The sequence below is a fragment of the Streptomyces sp. HUAS MS02 genome (genome assembly GCF_055702265.1).
The window spans coordinates 6,115,361-6,132,901 of the sequence record NZ_CM146747.1 but is presented as its reverse complement, the minus strand read 5'-3'; the positions used below and the strand labels follow the sequence as shown (position 1 = coordinate 6,132,901).

General features: G+C 69.5%; 19 protein-coding genes and 1 tRNA gene. 5 read left to right on the top strand and 15 right to left on the bottom strand.

The window, feature by feature from the left end:
• Window positions 1-4: 4 nt before the first annotated feature.
• Window positions 5-80 (top strand) — tRNA-Leu (locus ACZ9QC_RS26385).
• Window positions 81-138: 58 nt separating this feature from the next.
• Here ACZ9QC_RS26385 and rdgB read toward each other — a convergent pair.
• From rdgB to ACZ9QC_RS26365, 4 genes are all read right to left on the bottom strand, one after another.
• Entirely contained in the window at window positions 139-741 is a 603-nt protein-coding gene (rdgB, locus tag ACZ9QC_RS26380) for an RdgB/HAM1 family non-canonical purine NTP pyrophosphatase (protein ID WP_472915379.1), read from the bottom strand.
• 87 nt (window positions 742-828) lie between these two features.
• Complete coding sequence (locus ACZ9QC_RS26375) at window positions 829-1,227, bottom strand: hypothetical protein (RefSeq protein ID WP_472915378.1); 399 nt, start codon at window positions 1,225-1,227, stop codon at window positions 829-831.
• A gap of 207 nt (window positions 1,228-1,434) precedes the next feature.
• Window positions 1,435-2,172 carry a ribonuclease PH gene (rph, locus tag ACZ9QC_RS26370; RefSeq protein ID WP_472915377.1) on the bottom strand — a complete coding sequence of 246 codons (738 nt, stop codon included), beginning with the start codon at window positions 2,170-2,172 and terminating at the stop codon, window positions 1,435-1,437.
• Window positions 2,173-2,232: 60 nt separating this feature from the next.
• The gene (locus ACZ9QC_RS26365; protein WP_045560653.1) at window positions 2,233-2,466 is read right to left on the bottom strand and encodes a PTS sugar transporter subunit IIB; all 234 of its coding nucleotides are present in this window, start codon (window positions 2,464-2,466) and stop codon (window positions 2,233-2,235) included.
• Between the two features lie 285 nt (window positions 2,467-2,751).
• Here ACZ9QC_RS26365 and ACZ9QC_RS26360 point away from each other — a divergent pair, with 285 nt between their 5' ends.
• Window positions 2,752-4,029: a PTS transporter subunit EIIC gene (locus ACZ9QC_RS26360; protein WP_472915376.1), complete on the top strand. Its 1,278-nt coding sequence runs from the start codon at window positions 2,752-2,754 to the stop codon at window positions 4,027-4,029.
• 146 nt (window positions 4,030-4,175) lie between these two features.
• Here the strand turns inward: ACZ9QC_RS26360 and ACZ9QC_RS26355 are convergent, their stop codons facing one another.
• From ACZ9QC_RS26355 to clpS, 9 genes are all read right to left on the bottom strand, one after another.
• A complete protein-coding gene (locus ACZ9QC_RS26355) occupies window positions 4,176-4,928 on the bottom strand; it encodes an MBL fold metallo-hydrolase (protein WP_472915375.1) in 753 nt (250 codons plus the stop codon).
• A gap of 462 nt (window positions 4,929-5,390) precedes the next feature.
• Window positions 5,391-6,341 carry a PLP-dependent cysteine synthase family protein gene (locus ACZ9QC_RS26350; protein ID WP_472915374.1) on the bottom strand — a complete coding sequence of 317 codons (951 nt, stop codon included), beginning with the start codon at window positions 6,339-6,341 and terminating at the stop codon, window positions 5,391-5,393.
• A gap of 6 nt (window positions 6,342-6,347) precedes the next feature.
• A complete protein-coding gene (locus ACZ9QC_RS26345) occupies window positions 6,348-6,626 on the bottom strand; it encodes a MoaD/ThiS family protein (protein ID WP_215455756.1) in 279 nt (92 codons plus the stop codon).
• 113 nt (window positions 6,627-6,739) lie between these two features.
• On the bottom strand, window positions 6,740-6,835 hold the full coding sequence (locus ACZ9QC_RS26340) for a putative leader peptide (protein ID WP_020115562.1): 96 nt from the start codon (window positions 6,833-6,835) through the stop codon (window positions 6,740-6,742).
• Window positions 6,836-7,045: 210 nt separating this feature from the next.
• Window positions 7,046-8,113, bottom strand: coding sequence for a LacI family DNA-binding transcriptional regulator (locus ACZ9QC_RS26335; RefSeq protein WP_472915373.1), 1,068 nt, complete (start codon window positions 8,111-8,113; stop codon window positions 7,046-7,048).
• A gap of 88 nt (window positions 8,114-8,201) precedes the next feature.
• Window positions 8,202-8,624, bottom strand: a complete 423-nt coding sequence (locus ACZ9QC_RS26330) for a M67 family metallopeptidase (RefSeq protein WP_060884533.1) — start codon at window positions 8,622-8,624, stop codon at window positions 8,202-8,204.
• Between the two features lie 98 nt (window positions 8,625-8,722).
• Entirely contained in the window at window positions 8,723-10,168 is a 1,446-nt protein-coding gene (locus ACZ9QC_RS26325) for an amino acid permease (protein WP_472915372.1), read from the bottom strand.
• Window positions 10,169-10,501: 333 nt separating this feature from the next.
• A complete protein-coding gene (locus ACZ9QC_RS26320; RefSeq protein WP_472915371.1) occupies window positions 10,502-11,104 on the bottom strand; it encodes a DUF2017 domain-containing protein in 603 nt (200 codons plus the stop codon).
• 11 nt (window positions 11,105-11,115) lie between these two features.
• Window positions 11,116-11,433 carry an ATP-dependent Clp protease adapter ClpS gene (gene clpS, locus ACZ9QC_RS26315; RefSeq protein ID WP_472915370.1) on the bottom strand — a complete coding sequence of 106 codons (318 nt, stop codon included), beginning with the start codon at window positions 11,431-11,433 and terminating at the stop codon, window positions 11,116-11,118.
• Window positions 11,434-11,610: 177 nt separating this feature from the next.
• On the opposite strand from clpS, the gene ACZ9QC_RS26310 reads away from it, so the two are divergent.
• Together ACZ9QC_RS26310 and ACZ9QC_RS26305 are read left to right on the top strand one after the other, a co-directional pair.
• Window positions 11,611-12,939 carry a nicotinate phosphoribosyltransferase gene (locus ACZ9QC_RS26310; RefSeq protein ID WP_472915369.1) on the top strand — a complete coding sequence of 443 codons (1,329 nt, stop codon included), beginning with the start codon at window positions 11,611-11,613 and terminating at the stop codon, window positions 12,937-12,939.
• Window positions 12,940-13,201: 262 nt separating this feature from the next.
• Complete coding sequence (locus tag ACZ9QC_RS26305; RefSeq protein WP_472915368.1) at window positions 13,202-13,789, top strand: isochorismatase family protein; 588 nt, start codon at window positions 13,202-13,204, stop codon at window positions 13,787-13,789.
• A gap of 99 nt (window positions 13,790-13,888) precedes the next feature.
• Here the strand turns inward: ACZ9QC_RS26305 and ACZ9QC_RS26300 are convergent, their stop codons facing one another.
• A complete protein-coding gene (locus tag ACZ9QC_RS26300) occupies window positions 13,889-14,251 on the bottom strand; it encodes a hypothetical protein (RefSeq protein ID WP_472915367.1) in 363 nt (120 codons plus the stop codon).
• A gap of 135 nt (window positions 14,252-14,386) precedes the next feature.
• Window positions 14,387-16,741 carry an immune inhibitor A domain-containing protein gene (locus tag ACZ9QC_RS26295; RefSeq protein WP_472915366.1) on the bottom strand — a complete coding sequence of 785 codons (2,355 nt, stop codon included), beginning with the start codon at window positions 16,739-16,741 and terminating at the stop codon, window positions 14,387-14,389.
• 447 nt (window positions 16,742-17,188) lie between these two features.
• Between ACZ9QC_RS26295 and ACZ9QC_RS26290 the strand changes: the two genes are divergently transcribed.
• The gene (locus ACZ9QC_RS26290) at window positions 17,189-17,488 is read left to right on the top strand and encodes a hypothetical protein (protein ID WP_472915365.1); all 300 of its coding nucleotides are present in this window, start codon (window positions 17,189-17,191) and stop codon (window positions 17,486-17,488) included.
• Window positions 17,489-17,541: the final 53 nt, after the last annotated feature.

Below are 17,541 nucleotides of genomic sequence, written 5' to 3'. Positions count from 1 at the left end.
CTGCGGGCCCGTACCCCAGCTGGCCAAGAGGGCGCCGGTTTAGGTCCGGTGTGTCGTGGGTTCGAGTCCCACCGGGCCCACGTAAAACAACGCCCCACACCTTCGTTTCGAGGGTGCGGGGCGTGTTCGTATGATCGGTCAGCTCAACAGCTCCCGCACCACCGGCACCAACGCTCGGAACGCCTGCCCCCGGTGGCTGATCGCGTTCTTCTCCTCCGCCGTCAGCTGGGCGCAGCTTCTCGTGTCGGCCTCCGGCCGGAGGATCGGGTCGTAGCCGAAGCCGTTCGTGCCGATCGGGGAGTGCAGCAGTACGCCCCTGAGCCGGCCCTCGACCACCCGCTCCGTGCCGTCCGGCAGGGCCAGGGCCGCCGCGCAGGTGAAGTGGGCGCCGCGGTGTTCGTCGGCGATGTCGCCGAGCTGGGCGAGGAGCAGTTCCAGGTTGGCCTTGTCGTCGCCGTGGCGGCCGGCCCAGCGGGCGGAGAAGATGCCGGGGGCGCCGCCGAGGACGTCGACGCAGAGGCCGGAGTCGTCGGCGATGGCGGGGAGGCCGGTGGCCTGCGCGAGGGCGTGGGCCTTCAACAGGGCGTTCTCGGCGAAGGTGACGCCGGTCTCCTTGACGTCGGGGACGTCCGGGTAGGCGTCGGCGCCGACGAGGTCGTGGGTCAGACCGGCGTCGGCGAGGATGGCCTTGAGTTCGGTGAGCTTGCCGGCGTTGCGGGTGGCGAGGATCAGGCGGGTCATGCCCACCAGTATCGCGATCCCCGCCGCCCGGCTCCGCCGAGTTTCACTGGCTCCGGCCGAGTTCCGCCTCCGCCGAGTTCCGCGGGGTCAGGACGTGCAGACCTTCGTCAGTTCGCCCGCCGCGTCGGTGATGCCGCTGATGTCGGGGGTGGTGTCCCCGTTCTCCACCGCGGTCTGGGTGTCGGTGACGGCCTTCTGCAGGGAGTCGACGGCCTTGTTGACGTCGGCGTTGTCGGTCTTGTCGCCGATCTCGTCGAGGTTCTTGTCGATGGAGGCGAGGGACTCCTCCAGCTGCGTGGGGTCGTCCGCCGCGTTCTGGACGGCCTGCTGGAGGTCGTCCACGCTCTGGGCGATGGCGTCGGCGGTCTGGACGCAGTCCAGGGCCTTGTTCACAGCGTCGCAGCCGGTGGTCAGCCCGACCGTCAGGGCGACGGCGGCTACGGCTCCGGCGATGGTGGTCGTACGACGTCGGCGACTCGCGGCCATGGAACGGTCCTCCTGGGGTACTGGGTGCAGGCCTGACGGCCCCCTGTGTGGTGCATGAACGGCTACTGCCGCGTGCTGCGTGTACGGCTGTTGCGGTGTGGCCGGGTGCACGGTGGTGTGCCGTGCACCCGTATGTGCAAGGACGCGGGCGGGGCCGAGGTGGTTGCCACCGGCGGCCGTCGCTCTTGGCGCGCCCTTTACCCTTCTTTACCTTTCGAGGACCGTATCAAGCGCCTTGCGCTGGAGGGCAGCCAGTTCGTCGCAGCCGGAAACGGCAAGGTCCAGCAGGGAGTTGAGCTCCTCGCGGGCGAACGGCTCGGCCTCGGCGGTGCCTTGGACCTCGACGAAGCGGCCGTCGCCGGTGCAGACGACGTTCATGTCGGTGTCGGCCTTCACGTCCTCCTCGTAGCGGAGGTCGAGGAGGGGGACGCCGCCGACGATGCCGACGGAGACGGCCGAGACGGTGCCGGTGAGGGGCTGGCGGTTCGCCTTGATCAGCTTCTTGCCCTGGGCCCAGGACACGGCGTCGGCCAGCGCGACGTACGCGCCGGTGATGGCCGCCGTGCGGGTGCCGCCGTCGGCCTGGAGGACGTCGCAGTCGAGGACGATGGTGTTCTCGCCGAGCGCCTTGTAGTCGATGACGGCGCGCAGGGAGCGTCCGATGAGGCGGGAGATCTCGTGGGTGCGGCCGCCGATCTTGCCGCGTACGGACTCCCGGTCGCCGCGGGTGTTGGTGGCGCGGGGGAGCATGGAGTACTCGGCGGTCACCCAGCCCTCGCCGCTGCCCTTGCGCCAGCGGGGGACGCCTTCGGTGACGGAGGCGGTGCAGAAGACCTTCGTGTCGCCGAAGGAGATGAGGACGGAGCCCTCGGCGTGCTTGCTCCACCCGCGTTCGATGGTGACCGGGCGGAGCTGTTCGGGCGTGCGGCCGTCGATTCGAGACATGCCGCTGAGCTTAGGGGGTGTCGTGCGACACCCCCTCATCGCGTTCGGGGCCGCGGGGCCCTACATCATGTCCTCGATCTCCGCGGCGATGGGGTCGGCGTCGGTGCCGATGACGACCTGGATGGCGGTGCCCATCTTGACGACGCCGTGCGCGCCGGCGGCCTTGAGGGCGGCCTCGTCGACGAGGGAGGCGTCATGGACCTCGGTGCGCAGGCGGGTGATGCAGCCCTCGACCTCGTCGATGTTGTCGAGGCCGCCGAGCCCGGCGACGATCTTCTCAGCCTTGGTGGCCATGGCGTCTCTCCCTGATGACCGTGTGGAGTGCGGAGCGTCTGCGAATCGCCGCGCATCGTTCGCGACTGGTCTACACCACGCAGGGCATGCCCGCCAAGCGGGGCCGGGAACGGAGGGCGAAGTCCCGGCGACATCACGAAGGCATAAAACGGGAATCGCGGGTTCCTTGGCCACCCCCCACCGTGCTACAACAGGTCTACACCACTGAATGGTGTAGACCTCTCCGTGCTGCCCCTCCCCCACACTCCCGTCCCCGGGCGGCGCCCTGCACTCATGGAGGAAGTTGTGACCACGGCCAGCGCCGCTCCCCCGGCCGCAGACAACAAGGGCCCCGGCTGGGGCCCCCGCACGATGGCTGTCATGCAGCGTATCGGCCGCAGCCTGATGCTGCCGGTCGCCGTGCTGCCGGCCGCAGCCCTGCTCGTCAGGCTCGGCACCACGGACATGCTGGGCAGCGAGTCGCTCCCCGGTTTCATCACCAAGTTCGCGAGCTTCATGGCGGCCGGCGGCGGCGCCATCCTCGACAACATGCCGCTGCTGTTCGCCGTCGGCATCGCGATCGGCTTCGCGAAGAAGTCGGACGGCTCGACCGCCCTCGCCGCGGTCGTCGGCTACCTCGTCTTCCAGAAGGTGCTGGCCACCTTCACCGACTCCAACCTCCCCCAGAAGGCCACGGTCGTCGACGGCAAGGTCGTGATGGTGGACGCGGCGGTCAACGCCGGTGTCCTCGGCGGTGTGGTGATGGGCCTGGTCGTCGCCCTGCTCTACCAGCGCTTCCACCGCACCAAGCTGCCCGACTGGGCCGGCTTCTTCGGCGGCCGCCGCCTGGTGCCGATCCTGGCCGCCTTCGCGGGCCTGCTCATCGGCATCGTCTTCGGCTACATCTGGCCGGTCCTCGGCGCGGGTCTGCACAACTTCGGCGAGTGGCTGGTCGGTTCGGGCGCGGTCGGCGCGGGCATCTTCGGTGTCGCCAACCGTGCGCTGATCCCGGTCGGCATGCACCACCTGCTGAACTCGTTCCCGTGGTTCCAGGCCGGTTCGTACGAGGGCAAGAGCGGTGACATCGCGCGCTTCCTGGCCGGTGACCCGACCGCCGGACAGTTCATGACCGGCTTCTTCCCGATCATGATGTTCGGCCTGCCGGCCGTCTGTCTCGCGATCTACCACACGGCTCGTCCGGAGCGGCGCGCGGTGGTCGGCGGCATGATGTTCTCCATGGCGCTGACCTCGTTCATCACCGGTGTCACCGAGCCGATCGAGTTCACGTTCATGTTCATCGCCCCGGTCCTGTACGCCATCCACGCGGTGCTCACCGGTGTCTCCATGGCCCTGACCTGGGCGCTCGGTATGAAGGACGGCTTCGGCTTCTCGGCCGGCGTGATCGACTTCGGCCTCAACCTGGGCATCGCCACCAAGCCCTGGGCCCTGATCCTGGTCGGTCTGTGCTTCGGCGCCCTCTACTACGTGATCTTCCGGTTCGCGATCGTCCGCTTCAACCTGCCGACCCCCGGCCGGGAGTCGGACGAGGAGCTCGCCGAGCTCCAGAAGGCGGAGGCGAAGTAGCCGCCAAGGCTCCCCCGAGCACGAGGAAGGCCCCCGGAGTCCGCTCCGGGGGCCTTTCGCGTACGTCGCGCTCGGCTCCTCGCGTACGTAGCGCTCGGCTCTTCGCGTACGTCGTGCTCGGATACCGCGTATCGCCTACGGCGTCCTCAGACCTCGTACGACACCCTGGGCATCGCCAGCTCCACCGGGCCGTCGTACACCGCGCGGGCGTCGACGAGGTTGACCTGGGGGTCCGTCCACGGCGGGACGTGGGTGAGGACGAGACGGCGGGCGCCCGCCCGGGCGGCCGTCTCACCGGCCTCGCGGCCGTTGAGATGGAGGTCCGGGATGTTCTCCTTGCCGTGCGTGAAGGCGGCCTCGCACAGGAACAGGTCGGCGTCGCGCGCCAGTTCGTCCAGGGTGTCGGTGACGCCGGTGTCCCCGGAGTACGTCAGGACCCGGCCGCCGTGTTCGATGCGGATGCCGTACGCCTCGACGGGGTGGGCGACCCGTTCCGTGTGGACGGTGAACGGGCCGATCTCGAACGTGCTCGGCTTGACCGTGTGGAAGTCGAAGACCTCGCTCATGGAGGAGGCGGACGGGGTGTCGGCGTAGGCCGTGGTCAGGCGCTGCTCGGTGCCTTCGGGTCCGTAGACCGGGATGGGGTCGCAGCGGCCGCCGTCGTGGCGGTAGTACCGTGCGACGAAATACGCGCACATGTCGATGCAGTGGTCGGCGTGCAGATGGCTGAGGAAGATCGCGTCGAGGTCGTAGAGACCGCAGTGGCGCTGCAGCTCGCCCAGGGCACCGTTGCCCATGTCGAGGAGCAGCCGGAAGCCGTCGGCCTCTACGAGGTAGCTCGAACAGGCCGATTCCGCGGACGGGAACGACCCCGAGCAGCCGACGACGGTGAGCTTCATGGGAGCTGTAACCTCCGCGCTGGCGTGAAGTCGTGACAGTCGTGTCAGTCGTGACGTGCAGACGGGTTGCGTTTTGCGGGTGGCGGGGTTGCGAAGGACGGACATGGGTGCAACACGGTTGGTGCGGTCCGTTGAGCGTAAGGCGCAAAAGGGTGCGTCGCTCCTCCGCCAGGGGCCGTTGTGGGCGAACTCACCTGTGCTGTCACCGGTTCGGCTGGTGATGGGCCCGTCCGGGGGAGCCGGAGAGGGGAGCCGAAGGAGGGAGCCGAAGGGGGTGCGTTGTCGGGTGCGGGTGAGTGGGGTTGCTCGCGCAGTTCCCCGCGCCCCTGAAAAGCAGGGGCTGCGCCCCTGGCTTTTCAGGCCCGCAGGGCCTGGTCTTTCAGGGGCGCGGGGAACTGCGCGAGAAGGCCCACCGGAGCCGCACCCGACAACGCACCCCCCGGCCCACCCCGGAACGCGCCCCTACGCCCAGAGCTGGCCCTGCAGCGTCTCGATGGCCTCTTCCGTCGTCGCGGCGGTGTAGACGCCCGTCGACAGGTACTTCCAGCCGCCGTCGGCGACCACGAAGACGATGTCGGCCGGCTCGCCGGACCTGACCGCCTTGTTGCCGACCCCGATAGCGGCGTGCAGCGCGGCCCCCGTGGAGACGCCAGCGAAGATGCCCTCCTGCTGCAGCAGCTCCCGTGTGCGCGTCACCGCGTCGGCGGAGCCGACGGAGAAGCGGGTGGTGAGGACCGACGCGTCGTAGAGCTCCGGCACGAACCCCTCGTCGAGGTTGCGCAGGCCGTAGACGAGGTCGTCGTAGCGCGGCTCGGCGGCGACGATCTTGACGTCCGGCTTCTGTTCGCGGAGGTAGCGGCCCACGCCCATCAGGGTGCCGGTGGTGCCGAGACCGGCGACGAAGTGGGTGATGGAGGGGAGGTCCGCCAGGATCTCCGGGCCCGTCGTCGCGTAGTGGGCGCCCGCGTTGTCGGGGTTGCCGTACTGGTAGAGCATCACCCAGTCGGGGTGCTCGGCGGAGAGTTCCTTGGCGACGCGTACGGCCGTGTTGGAGCCGCCGGCGGCCGGGGACGAGATGATCTCGGCGCCCCACATGCCGAGCAGGTCACGCCGTTCCTGCGAGGTGTTCTCGGGCATGACGCAGACCATGCGGTAGCCCTTGAGCTTGGCCGCCATGGCGAGGGAGATGCCCGTGTTGCCCGAGGTGGGCTCCAGGATGGTGCAGCCGGGGGTCAGCCGCCCGTCCTTCTCCGCCTGCTCGATCATGTGCAGGGCGGGCCGGTCCTTGACCGAACCCGTCGGGTTGCGGTCCTCCAGCTTCGCCCAGATCCGGACGTCGGCGGACGGCGACAGCCGCGGCAGGCACACCAGAGGGGTGTTGCCGACCGCGGCCAGCGGGGAGTCGTAGCGCATGGGTGATCAGGCCATGCCGCCGGCCACGGCCGGCAGGATCGTCACGTTGTCGCCGTCGGACAGCTTGGTGTTGATGCCCTCCAGGAAGCGGACGTCCTCGTCGTTCAGGTAGACGTTGACGAAGCGGCGCAGTTCACCGCCGTCCACGATGCGCGCCTGGATGCCCGCGTGACGGCTCTCGAGGTCGGTGAACAGCTCGGCGAGGGTGGCGCCGGCCCCCTCCACCGCCTTCTGACCGTCGGTGTACTGGCGGAGGATGGTGGGGATGCGGACCTCGATGGCCATGGTGTGCGGCTCCTGTCGGGAGTGGTGGGTCGGTGGCGCGCGGCAGCGCGGAGTGCGTGGTCACACAGGTGTCGGCGCCGCGGCTCACGGCCGTACGGCGGCAGGGGTCGGCGTCAACAGATGGCGCTGGCAAGCCTGCACAGGTCGACGTGCAGCCGCGCCACGAGCAGTGCGCCCGGCGTCTTCTCGCTCACGTCGTCAAAAACCATGCGCTCATCGTATCGATTCCCGGTCCGGGTCCCGGAATGTGATCCCACATGCCGGACGTTTTCGGGCCGGGGAGTGAGACCACCCACCTCAGCGGCGGTTCGGTCACACGCTCGACCACCGCTCAGCCGCTGCCCGAGCACCGCCCGAACACCGCCCGAACACCGCTCGACCACTGCTCGGCCACCGCCCGTACGCCGCCCGTACGCCTGTCAGGCGGACTGCCGTACGACGAGCCGCGTCGGCGTGATCACCGACGACTGGGGGCCCGGCGCCGTCGCCCCGCCGTCCGTGGGGCCGTCGTCGCCGTGAGTGAACAGCAGCCGGGCCATCAGCCGGCCCATGCCCTCGATGTCCTGGTGGACGGTGGTCAGCGGCGGATCGGTGTGCTCGGCGATGGGCGCGAGGTCGTCGAAGCCGACGACGGCCACGTCGTCCGGCACCCGGCGGCCCCGCTCGCGCAGCACCTGGAGCGCGCCGGAGGCCATGAGGTCGGAGGCGACGAAGACGGCGTCCAGGTCGGGGCGGCGGTCGAGGAGCGCGGTCATGGCGTCGACCCCACCCTGCCGGGTGTAGTCGGAGTGTTCGACCAGGAGGGGCGAGGCGTCCGGCAGGACGTCCCGGTAGCCGTCCAGGCGGTCGAGCGCCGATGCCTCCTGGCCGACGGGGCCGGTGATCGTGGCGACGCGTTCCCGGCCCAGGGCGACCAGGTGGCGGACGGCCTCGCGGGCCCCGCCCCGGTTGTCGGCGTCGACGTACACGCGGTCGTGCGCGGGCTCGCCGTCGCGGACCAGCGGCCGGCCGCCGAAGACGGCGGGCAGGCCGAGCCGGTCGATCATGCCGGGCAGCGGGTCGTCGGCGCGCAGGGAGAACAGCAGGGCGCCGTCGACGTGGCCGCCGCCGAGGAATTCACCGACCCGGGGGTACTCCTCGGGCTCCTCCAGGAAGAGCAGGACGGGCTGGGCGCCGTGGGCCACCAGTTCCTTGCGGATGCCCCGGATGTGGAGGTCGAAGAAGGGGTCGATGAAGAGCCGGTTCTGCGGCTGGCTGGCGACGACGGCGATGGCGTTGTTGCGGCGGGTGACCAGCTGGCGGGCGGCGGAGTTCGGGACGTAGCCCAGTTCGGCGATGACCTCCCGGACCCGTTCGACGACCTCCGCGCGCACCTTGTCCTCGCCGTTGATCACCCGTGACACGGTGGACTTCGAGACACCCGAGCCGCGTGCCACGTCGTCGAGGGTGGGGCGCCGGCCGGGCAGTCGTCGCGTCTGCTGTGTCAACACCGTCTCCGTCACGGGCAGTTGGGTGCGTGCGCGGGCGTACGCCTGGGCAGGACCACCGTAGCCGTGAACGTGGTCCGCCGACGGTTCAGTAGGCGTCGACGATCCGCACGTCCTCCTCGGTGACCTCGCCCTCGACGATGCGGTACGAGCGGAACTGGAAGTCGCCGAGGCCGTCGGTGTCGGCGGTGGAGACCAGGACGTAGTGGGCGCCGGGCTCGTTCGCGTAGGAGATGTCGGTGCGCGAGGGGTAGGCCTCGGTGGCGGTGTGGGAGTGGTAGATGACCACGGGCTCCTCGTCGCGGTCGTCCATCTCGCGGTAGAGCTTGAGCAGGTCGCCGGAGTCGAACTCGTAGAACGTGGGCGACATGGCCGCGTTCAGCATCGGGATGAAGCGCTCGGGGCGGTCCGAGCCCGCCGGTCCGGCGACGACGCCGCACGCCTCGTCGGGGTGGTCCTTGCGCGCGTGGGCGACGATCTGGTCGACGAGGGCCTGGGTGATGGTCAGCATGGTCGCCAGGATATGCAGAAGGGCCGTTCCGTACCGGGGGGTGGTACGGAACGGCCCACATGCTGGGACCAGGGGCGCGCGGCCCTTGGCGTGCCGGGTCAGCCGACCTTCTCGAACTCCGCGTCGCGGCGCTCGGTGACCTCCGGGTTGCGGCTCTTCAGCACGAGCCAGCCGATGCCGAGGGCCACGGCCCAGCCGGCCATGACGTAGAGGCAGACGCGGGAGTCGGCGTCGTAGGCGATGAGGCCGGTGACGAAGAGCAGGAAGACGATGGCGACCCAGCTGCACTTGGCGCCGCCGGGGGCCGGGAAGGACGAGGCGGGCAGGCGGCCGGCGTCCACGCCGCGGCGGTAGAGGACGTGGCTGATCAGGATCATCAGCCACGTCCAGATGCCGGCGGCGGTGGCGACGGAGACGACGTAGCCGAAGGCCTTCTCCGGGACGATGTAGTTCAGGATCACGCCGATGCCCATGAAGAGCACCGAGACGGTGATGCCGAACGCCGGGGTCTTCGTCGACGACAGCTTGCTGAAGACGCGCGGGGCCTCGCCGTTGTCCGCGAGGGTGCGCAGCATGCGGCCGGTGGAGTACATGCCCGAGTTGCAGGAGGACAGGGCCGCCGTCAGGACCACGAAGTTGACGATGGCGGCGCCCGCCGGGATGCCGATCTTGGCGAAGGCGGCGACGAAGGGGCTCACGCCGGGCGCGAACTCGGTCCACTTCACCACGCAGAGGATGACGGTGAGGGCGCCGACGTAGAAGAGCGCGATCCGCCAGGGCAGGGTGTTGATGGCCTTGGGGAGGGTCTTCTCGGGGTTCTCCGACTCACCGGCCGTGACGCCGACCAGTTCGACGGCGAGGTAGGCGAACATCACGCCCTGGAGGGTCATCAGGGACGAGCCGACGCCCTTGGGGAAGAACCCGTCGAAGGCCCACAGGTTGGAGACGGCGGCCGTGTCACCGGCGGCGCTGAAGCCGAAGGTGAGGACGCCGAGGCCGATCACGATCATGCCGAGCAGGGCGGTGACCTTGACCATGGAGAACCAGAACTCGATCTCGCCGAAGAGCTTCACCGAGATCAGGTTGGCGCCGAAGAGGATCACCAGGAAGACCAGGGCGGTCACCCAGCGCGGGATGTCGGGCCACCAGTAGTTGACGTAGATCGCGGCGGCCGTGAGTTCGGCCATGCCGGTGACGACCCACATCAGCCAGTACGTCCAGCCGGTGAAATAGCCGAAGAACGGGCCGAGGAACTCGCGGGAGTACTCCGCGAAGGAGCCGGAGACCGGGCGGTACAGCAGCAGCTCGCCGAGGGCCCGCATGATGAAGAAGATGATGACGCCGGCGAGGGCGTACATGAAGATCAGGCTGGGACCGGCCTTGGCGATGTTCGCCCCGGCTCCCAGGAAGAGGCCGACGCCGATGGCGCCGCCGATCGCGATCATCTGGACCTGGCGGCTGCCGAGCCCGCGCTCGTACCCCTCTTCGGGTGCGTCGCCGCGCACGGCTTCGTCGCCGCTGTTGTTGACCTGAGCGGAGGTCATGTGTCGTTGCGCCTTTCTCCACGCTGGGCCGATCAGAGTCGTTCGTCGACCCCGGATCGGGTTCCGATCCCCCCGGATGTGATGGAGCGGTGCCTGGCCGGCGATGGCCGACTCGGTGGCGCACCCGAGCGGACATGGGTGGCGTCCGTCGGGCGATCGTGAAGATTTAACACGGCCGCCGTAGTGATCAACTGGACGCCGTGTGGCGCACGGCACAGGGAGAAGCGGACAAAAAACACCCGCGAGGGCATCCCTCGCGGGCGTGGTGACGCGATCGTTATTCGGATTTGAGTGTCCTCTGAGCGAACACCCGGGAAAACCGAGACGGATTCCTCAGGGCATCAGCGTGGCGACGAGGGAGTCCTGGAGGCCGCCCAGCCACAGGTACGCCATCACCATCGGCTTGCGGGGGTCCTCGTCCGGTAGGTGGTAGAGGAGGTCGGTGTCCTCCTCGTCGACGACGTCGAGGCGGGAGCCGATGGCCAGCCGCAGGTCGTTGAGGGAGCCGAGCCACTGCCGGGACTCCTGGGTCGACAGCTTGAGCACGGCCCCGCCCTCACCGGTCGCGGCCAGCGCGTCCAGGGAGTGGATCACCGCGAGGGCGTTGTCGCGCTTACCGGCCCGCAGGTCGTTCTCGGTGAAGCGGCGGAACTCCGAGGAGTACGCCCGCTGCTCCTCGGCCTCCCGGGCCGTCGGGGTGCCCTCGGGGTCGCTGTAGGCGTCCGGGAACAGCCGGAGCAGGACGGGATCCTTGGGCGGTTCGCTCGGACCCTCGGCGAAGAGCTCGGCGAGCGGGTCGTCGGGGGCGTCCCCGGCGGGCCCCGGCCCGATCAGCTCCAGGAGTTGCACCGCCAGCGAGCGGATGATGGAGATCTCGACCTCGTCGAGCGCGACGGCCGCGCCGCCGCCGGGGAGCGATTCGAATTGTCCTGGCATCAGGTGCGTCGCTACTTCCGGTCCTGCTGGAGGGTGGCCCACAGACCGTAGCCGTGCATGGCCTGCACGTCGCGTTCCATCTCCTCGCGTGTTCCGCTGGAGACGACCGCGCGGCCCTTGTGGTGGACGTCGAGCATGAGCTTGGTGGCCTTGTCCTTCGAGTACCCGAAGTACGTCTGGAAGACATAGGTGACGTAGCTCATGAGGTTCACCGGGTCGTTGTGGACGATCGTCACCCACGGCACGTCGGGTTCGGGTACGGCGAAGGCCTCCTCCGCCGACTCGGTCTTCTCGATCTCCATGGGTACGGCTGCCGTCACACGGCCCATGCTGCCACCACAGGGGGGTGCCCGCACAAATGCGGGCCTCCGACCTGGGGCTACGAGAAACGATCCGGCGCGGATCGGCCGGAGATCCACCGGAGATCCACCGGAGATCCACCGGAGATCCACCGGAGATCGACCGGAAATCGTCAGACTGACGAAATGGGAGTACGATCCCTTGCCATGAACACAGCGGACCTTGGTTTGCCGGTCGACGTCCCCTCGACCGCGCTCTTCACGGACCACTACGAACTCACGATGCTGCAGGCCGCCCTGAAGGCGGGCACGGCCGAGCGGCGATCGGTGTTCGAGGTCTTCACCAGGCGGCTTCCGGAGGGACGCCGGTACGGCGTGGTCGCCGGCACCGGACGGGTGCTGGACGCCGTGGAGAACTTCCGTTTCGACCCGGGCGTCCTCGGCTTCCTGCGCGAGCGCTCCATCGTCAACGCCGAGACCCTCGACTGGCTCGCCGGCTACCGCTTCGGCGGGGACGTGTGGGGCTACCAGGAGGGCGAGGTGTACTTCCCGGGGTCGCCGATCATGCGGGTCGAGGGCACCTTCGCGGAGTGCGTGCTCCTGGAGACCGTGATCCTGTCCATCCTCAACCACGACTCGGCGATCGCGGCCGCCGCCTCCCGGATGTCCAGCGCCGCCGGGGGGCGCCCGCTGATCGAGATGGGCGCCCGGCGCACGCACGAGCTGGCCGCCGTGGCCGCCTCGCGCGCCGCGTACGTCGGCGGCTTCACCTCCACCTCGGACCTGGCCGCCGGCTTCCGCTACGGCATCCCGACGGTGGGCACCAGCGCCCACGCCTTCACCCTGCTGCACGACCGCGAGCGGGACGCCTTCCAGGCCCAGGTGGACTCGCTGGGCCGGAACACCACGCTGCTCGTCGACACCTACGACGTCACCGAGGCCGTACGGACCGCCGTGGAGATCGCCGGGCCCGAGCTCGGCGCCGTGCGCATCGACTCCGGCGACCTGCTCCTCGTGGCCCACCGGGTGCGGCAGCAGCTGGACGAGCTGGGCGCGACGGACACCCGGATCATCGTGACCTCGGACCTCGACGAGTACGCCATCGCCTCGCTGGCGGCGGCGCCCGTGGACGCGTACGGCGTCGGGACGCAGCTGGTGACCGGGTCCGGGCACCCCACCTGCTCGATGGTCTACAAGCTCGTCGCCCGGGCGGAGTCGGCGGACCCCACGGACCCGCTGGTGCCGGTGGCGAAGAAGTCCAGCGGCGGGAAGACGTCCGTCGGGGGCCGCAAGTGGGCGGCCCGGCGGCTGGACGAGCACGGGGTGGCGGAGGCCGAGGTGATCGGCACCGGGCCGGTACCGGACGACCTCCAGGACCGTCAGCTGCTGGTCCCGCTGGTCAAGGACGGGCGGGTGCTCTCCCGGGAGCCGCTGGACGTCGTCCGCGAACGGCACGCGACCGCGCGGGCCGGTCTGCCGCTGTCGGCGACGCAGCTGTCGCGCGGCGAGGCGGTCATTCCGACGGAGTACGTCTGAGCCGCTCGGGTACGTGAGGGGCGGCGGGCGGGGGCACGCTGGGGGTGGGCCGGAGCGAATGTGTCCGGTGCGCTCTCCTGCGAGCCCCCTGGCGCCCGCGTGGTGGGCCCGTGCTCCGGCCCGCGCATCGAGCGAGCGCCGGATGCCCCCTCCCGAACAGCCCTCGAAGTCTCTAGGCTCGGAAGTTCGCAGTTTCCCATCGCACCCGTACCCGCACTCACCCCACACCCGAGAACCGAAGAGTCGTAAGGACACCGACACCATGCGCCGCGCCTTGATCGTCGTCGACGTGCAGAACGACTTCTGCGAGGGGGGCAGCCTCGCGGTGGCCGGCGGTGCCGATGTGGCCGCCGCCATCACCGAGCTGATCGGCCAGGCGGCCGGTCCCGGCTACCAGCATGTGGTGGCCACCCGTGACCACCACATCGCCCCCGGTGGCCACTTCTCCGACAACCCCGACTACGCGCACTCCTGGCCGGCGCACTGTGTCGCCGGTACGGAGGGGGTGGGCTTCCACCCGAACTTCGCCCCGGCGATCGCCTCCGGCGCGGTGGACGCCGTGTTCGACAAGGGGGCGTACGCGGCGGCGTACAGCGGTTTCGAGGGCGCCGACGAGAACGGTGTCTCCCTCGCCGACTGGCTCCGGGCCCGTGACATCACCGAGGTCGACGTCGTCGGCATCGCCACGGACCACTGCGTGCGCGCCACCGCCCTGGACGCCGCCCGTGAGGGCTTCCGCACCCAGGTCCTCCTGGACCTGACGGCAGGCGTGGCCGAGGAGACGACCGAACGCGCCCTGGAGGAACTCCGCGAGGCGGGCGTGGAACTGTCGGGCAAGCCGGTGGTGTAGCGGGCCCCGCCCCGGTCCCGCCCCGCTGGACGGGAGCCGGCCGAGGAGCCCCACTGGACAGGCGTGGCCGGGAGCGCGCTGGACGAGCCCGGCCGGCGGTCACACCCGTACCGTCGGCCTCCTCAGAAGCGCTCTGATCGGGTGCCACAGCTCCGGGGTCGTCGGGGCCGGGCCGACCGGGGACGTGCGCCATATGAGGCCGTCCGGGTGGTGCAGGACGGCCGTGATCTCGTCCGGGGTCGGAGGCGCCGCGTTGCCGCGGAGGTAGACCGCTCGCATGCCCAGATTGCGGAGCCGGGTCAGGGCTCGCGCCCGGTTCGCGGCGAGGACCAGGACCCGTACGGAGCCGTCGTCCGCCGGGGCCCAGCTGGTGCCCGGAGGGCCCGGCGCCGTCGCCCCCGGCAGGTTCAGGGCGACGACGACATTGCCGTCCGGCAGCTTGCAGAAACCTCCTGCGGCCATGCAGGTCACACCCCCGTGAGCGTCAGAGTCGATGTCGGTGTCAATAAGAAGACCACACCCCGCACCTAAACACGTCCGGCCGCGACCCGCCAAGAGGGTCACGGCCGAACATGCTCTGACCTGCGCAAACGCTATTTACTTCACCGCGGGGCCAACCTGGACCGAGATCGTGGAGCCATCCACGGCCTCCTTGACGATCTTGATCTTGGTGTTGGTGTCAGTGATCTTGACACCGGCCAGCGGGGTCGCCTCGTCGTAGTAGGTGTTGGTCCGGTCGTTGAACGTGGACACACCCTTCGACGACGGGATCCTCGTCAGCACGTCCGCCTTGTGCAGCTTCAGACCGTCCGTGCGGTAGAGGCTGAAGGGCGAGTCGTAGGACTGGATCCGGCTGCGCATCACCGTGCCGTCGGCCCACTTCAGCGCCGCCGGGTGCGAGTCGACCGGCAGGAGCAGACCCGTACCGGGGTGCACGCTGGTGTTGTTGTCCGCCTGCGAGGTGTCCCACTTCCAGATCAACAGGCCGTTCTGGTACGGGAAGTGCTCCACCCAGGACGGACGCGTGGTCGAGAAGCCGAAGTTGTACGGGCCGACCTTCAGCGTCTTGTCGTACGACACGTACTGACGGTTCTCGGCGATGTAGTACTGCGCGTAGTCGTCCGTGATCGACGCGCCGATGCGGGAGAAGCCCTTGGCGGTCCAGGCCGCGTCCGCGCTCTCCGCGTCGTCCGAGAAGACGGCGGAACCGTCGGCGGTCACCGTGATCGAGTCGGCCGCGAAGCCCTTCGGGGCCACACCGCCGTCGGTCTGGTAACGGAAGCGGAGGTCGAACTTCTGGCCCGCGTAGGCGTCCAGGGAGTACGACAGCTTCTTGTACGCGGCGGAGGAGCCGGTCAGCGCGGGCTTGCCGCTCGCGTCGCGCGGGATCGCCGCGCCGTCCACCGTGCCGTCGACCGCGGTCCAGTTGGCGCCGCCGTCGGTCGACACCTCGGTGTAGAGGTAGTCGTACTCGGCCTCGATGTCGTACCAGCCGTCCAGGGTCAGCGCGGCCGAGGACTTGCCCGTGAGGTCCACGGAACGGGTCAGCGTGTTGGAGAGGTTGTCACCGCTGCCGCTCCACCACTGGGCCGACCCCTGCGCGGGCTCGACGATCTCGGTGGTGACCTTCTTCTTCGGCAGCTCGACCACGAGGGCCTGCTTGTCCTTGGTGTTGTACTCCGCCACACCCAGCTTGTGCTTCGACTTCGTCGCGGCCTTCGCCGTGTCGTAGTTGAGCCAGCCGAGCTGGAGCTTGTCCCAGGCGGTCATGTCGCCGGGGAGGTCGCCGATGGCCTCCTTGCCGGTGCCGAGCCAGGAACCGGAGGACATCAGGGTCCAGAAGCCGGTGGAGTTGTCGCCGCCCTGGGTGTCGTAGTGGTCCGGCAGACCGAGGTCGTGGCCGTACTCGTGGGCGAAGACACCGAGTCCGCCGTTCTCCGGCTGGATGGTGTAGTCGCCGACCCAGATGCCGGTGTCACCGATCTTGGCGCCGCCGAGCTTGTTGCCCTCGGGGCCCGTCGCGCCGGCGTCCGAGCCGAACGCGTACCAGCGGTGCGCCCAGATGGCGTCCTCGCCCTGCGCGCCGCCGCCCGCGGACTCGTCCTCACCGGCGTGCACGATCTGGAAGTGGTCGATGTAGCCGTCGGACTCGTTGAAGTCGCCGTCGCCGTCGAAGTCGTAACGGTCCCACTCGTCGAACTCGGCGACGTCCGCCTTGATCTCCGCGTCGGTGCGCCCCGCTGCCTTCTGCTGGGCGACCCAGGAGGTGAGACCGTCGCTGACCACGTTCCACACGCTGGAGCAGGTGCTCTGGCCGCAGGCGTTGTTGCCGTAGCGGGCCTCGTTGTAGGGGACCTTGACCCAGTCCGAGACCTCGCCCTCGATCGAGTAGCGGCCCGAGGACTGCTTCTCGTAGTACTTCTTCATCGACTCGGTCTTCTTGCCGGTGCCGAAGTACAGGTCCTGGAAGTGCTTCTGGTCGTAGTCCGCCTGCCAGGCCGTGGAGTTGTCCTGGGTGCGGTCCGGCTCCGCTATCTGGTTGTGCAGCGGACCGGGGGTGCCGCCGTAGCGGCTGTCGATCTCGTCGCCGAACTCGACCAGGATCGTGAAGATCTTGTCGGTCTTCTCGCGGCCGAGCTCGACGTACTTGCTCTTGCCCTTCTTGCTCTTCAGCTGCACGACCTGCGAGCCGTCGCGGTCCTTGACCGTGGCGTCGCCGGATATGACCTGCTGCAGGGCTTCCTCGCGCTGGGCCTCCTGGGTCTTGCTCAGGGGGCCTTCGAGGTCGTGGTCGTCGGCGTGCTCGTGGTCCGCCGGGTCGTGCCGGTCGGCGGACGCCGCCGGAGCGGTGTCCGCGGCCTGCGCCACGGTGAACGCGGACAGGGTCGCCGCCGCCGTGGCGACCGCGACGCCGATCGCCGCCGCCCTGTACGTCCAGGGTCTACTGGTCACTTGAGTTCCTCCCCCGCGTACCGTTCGCGCGGAAGGGGGATGGCCCCGATCGTGGAGGAGTCCGCGCGCGGTATACGCGTGTAGTCAAGTGGCGTCATTCGACCGGAGTTTCGACTTAAAAAACAGATCTTGACTTGATCAGGTCAAGTGGATTATCGGCGTCCAGGGGAAGCGCTTGTTCGTTATCCGGTCGTTACGCGTGAGGCCCCGCCGCCCGTCCGCCCTCTCGTCCGCCTCTCGAACCGGCGCGCATATGCGTCCACTTGCCGGACCCCATGAATCCGTGCGCCCCCTGTGCACCCGGCACCGTGTGTCAGGTCACGCTTACCCGTCGTTCCACTCGGGCACCCTGGCGAATAGAGTCGATTGGCGGAACGCCGGAGGTCGGCAGAAGCCAAGCCGACTGCACTGCTTCACCTTTGATTCCCACCCGAGGACACGATTGCCATGCCTCGTCCGACGACCGCACAGCTCGCCTACGGCTCCTGCACCGTGATCTTGTCCACCCTCGCCATGCTGCTGCTGTCACAGACGAGTTCCGGCGCGGGCATCGCGGTGATCGCCCTGTCCGCCCTGGCCCTGGGCCTGCTCGTCGCGCTGGCGGTGCCGCTGCCCAAGTCCGCGCCAGGCGCCTCCGCCCGCCCCGCGGCACGCTCCAAGGCCTCCGCCGCCGCCCCGGCCCGAAGCCGGGTGACCGCGCGGTCCGAGGCCGTACGGGAGCCCGTGCACGAACGGATGGGTTCCTGAGCCGGCACTCGGTGACAGCCTGAGGAAACGCTTCGGCGGGCCCGTGGTCCACG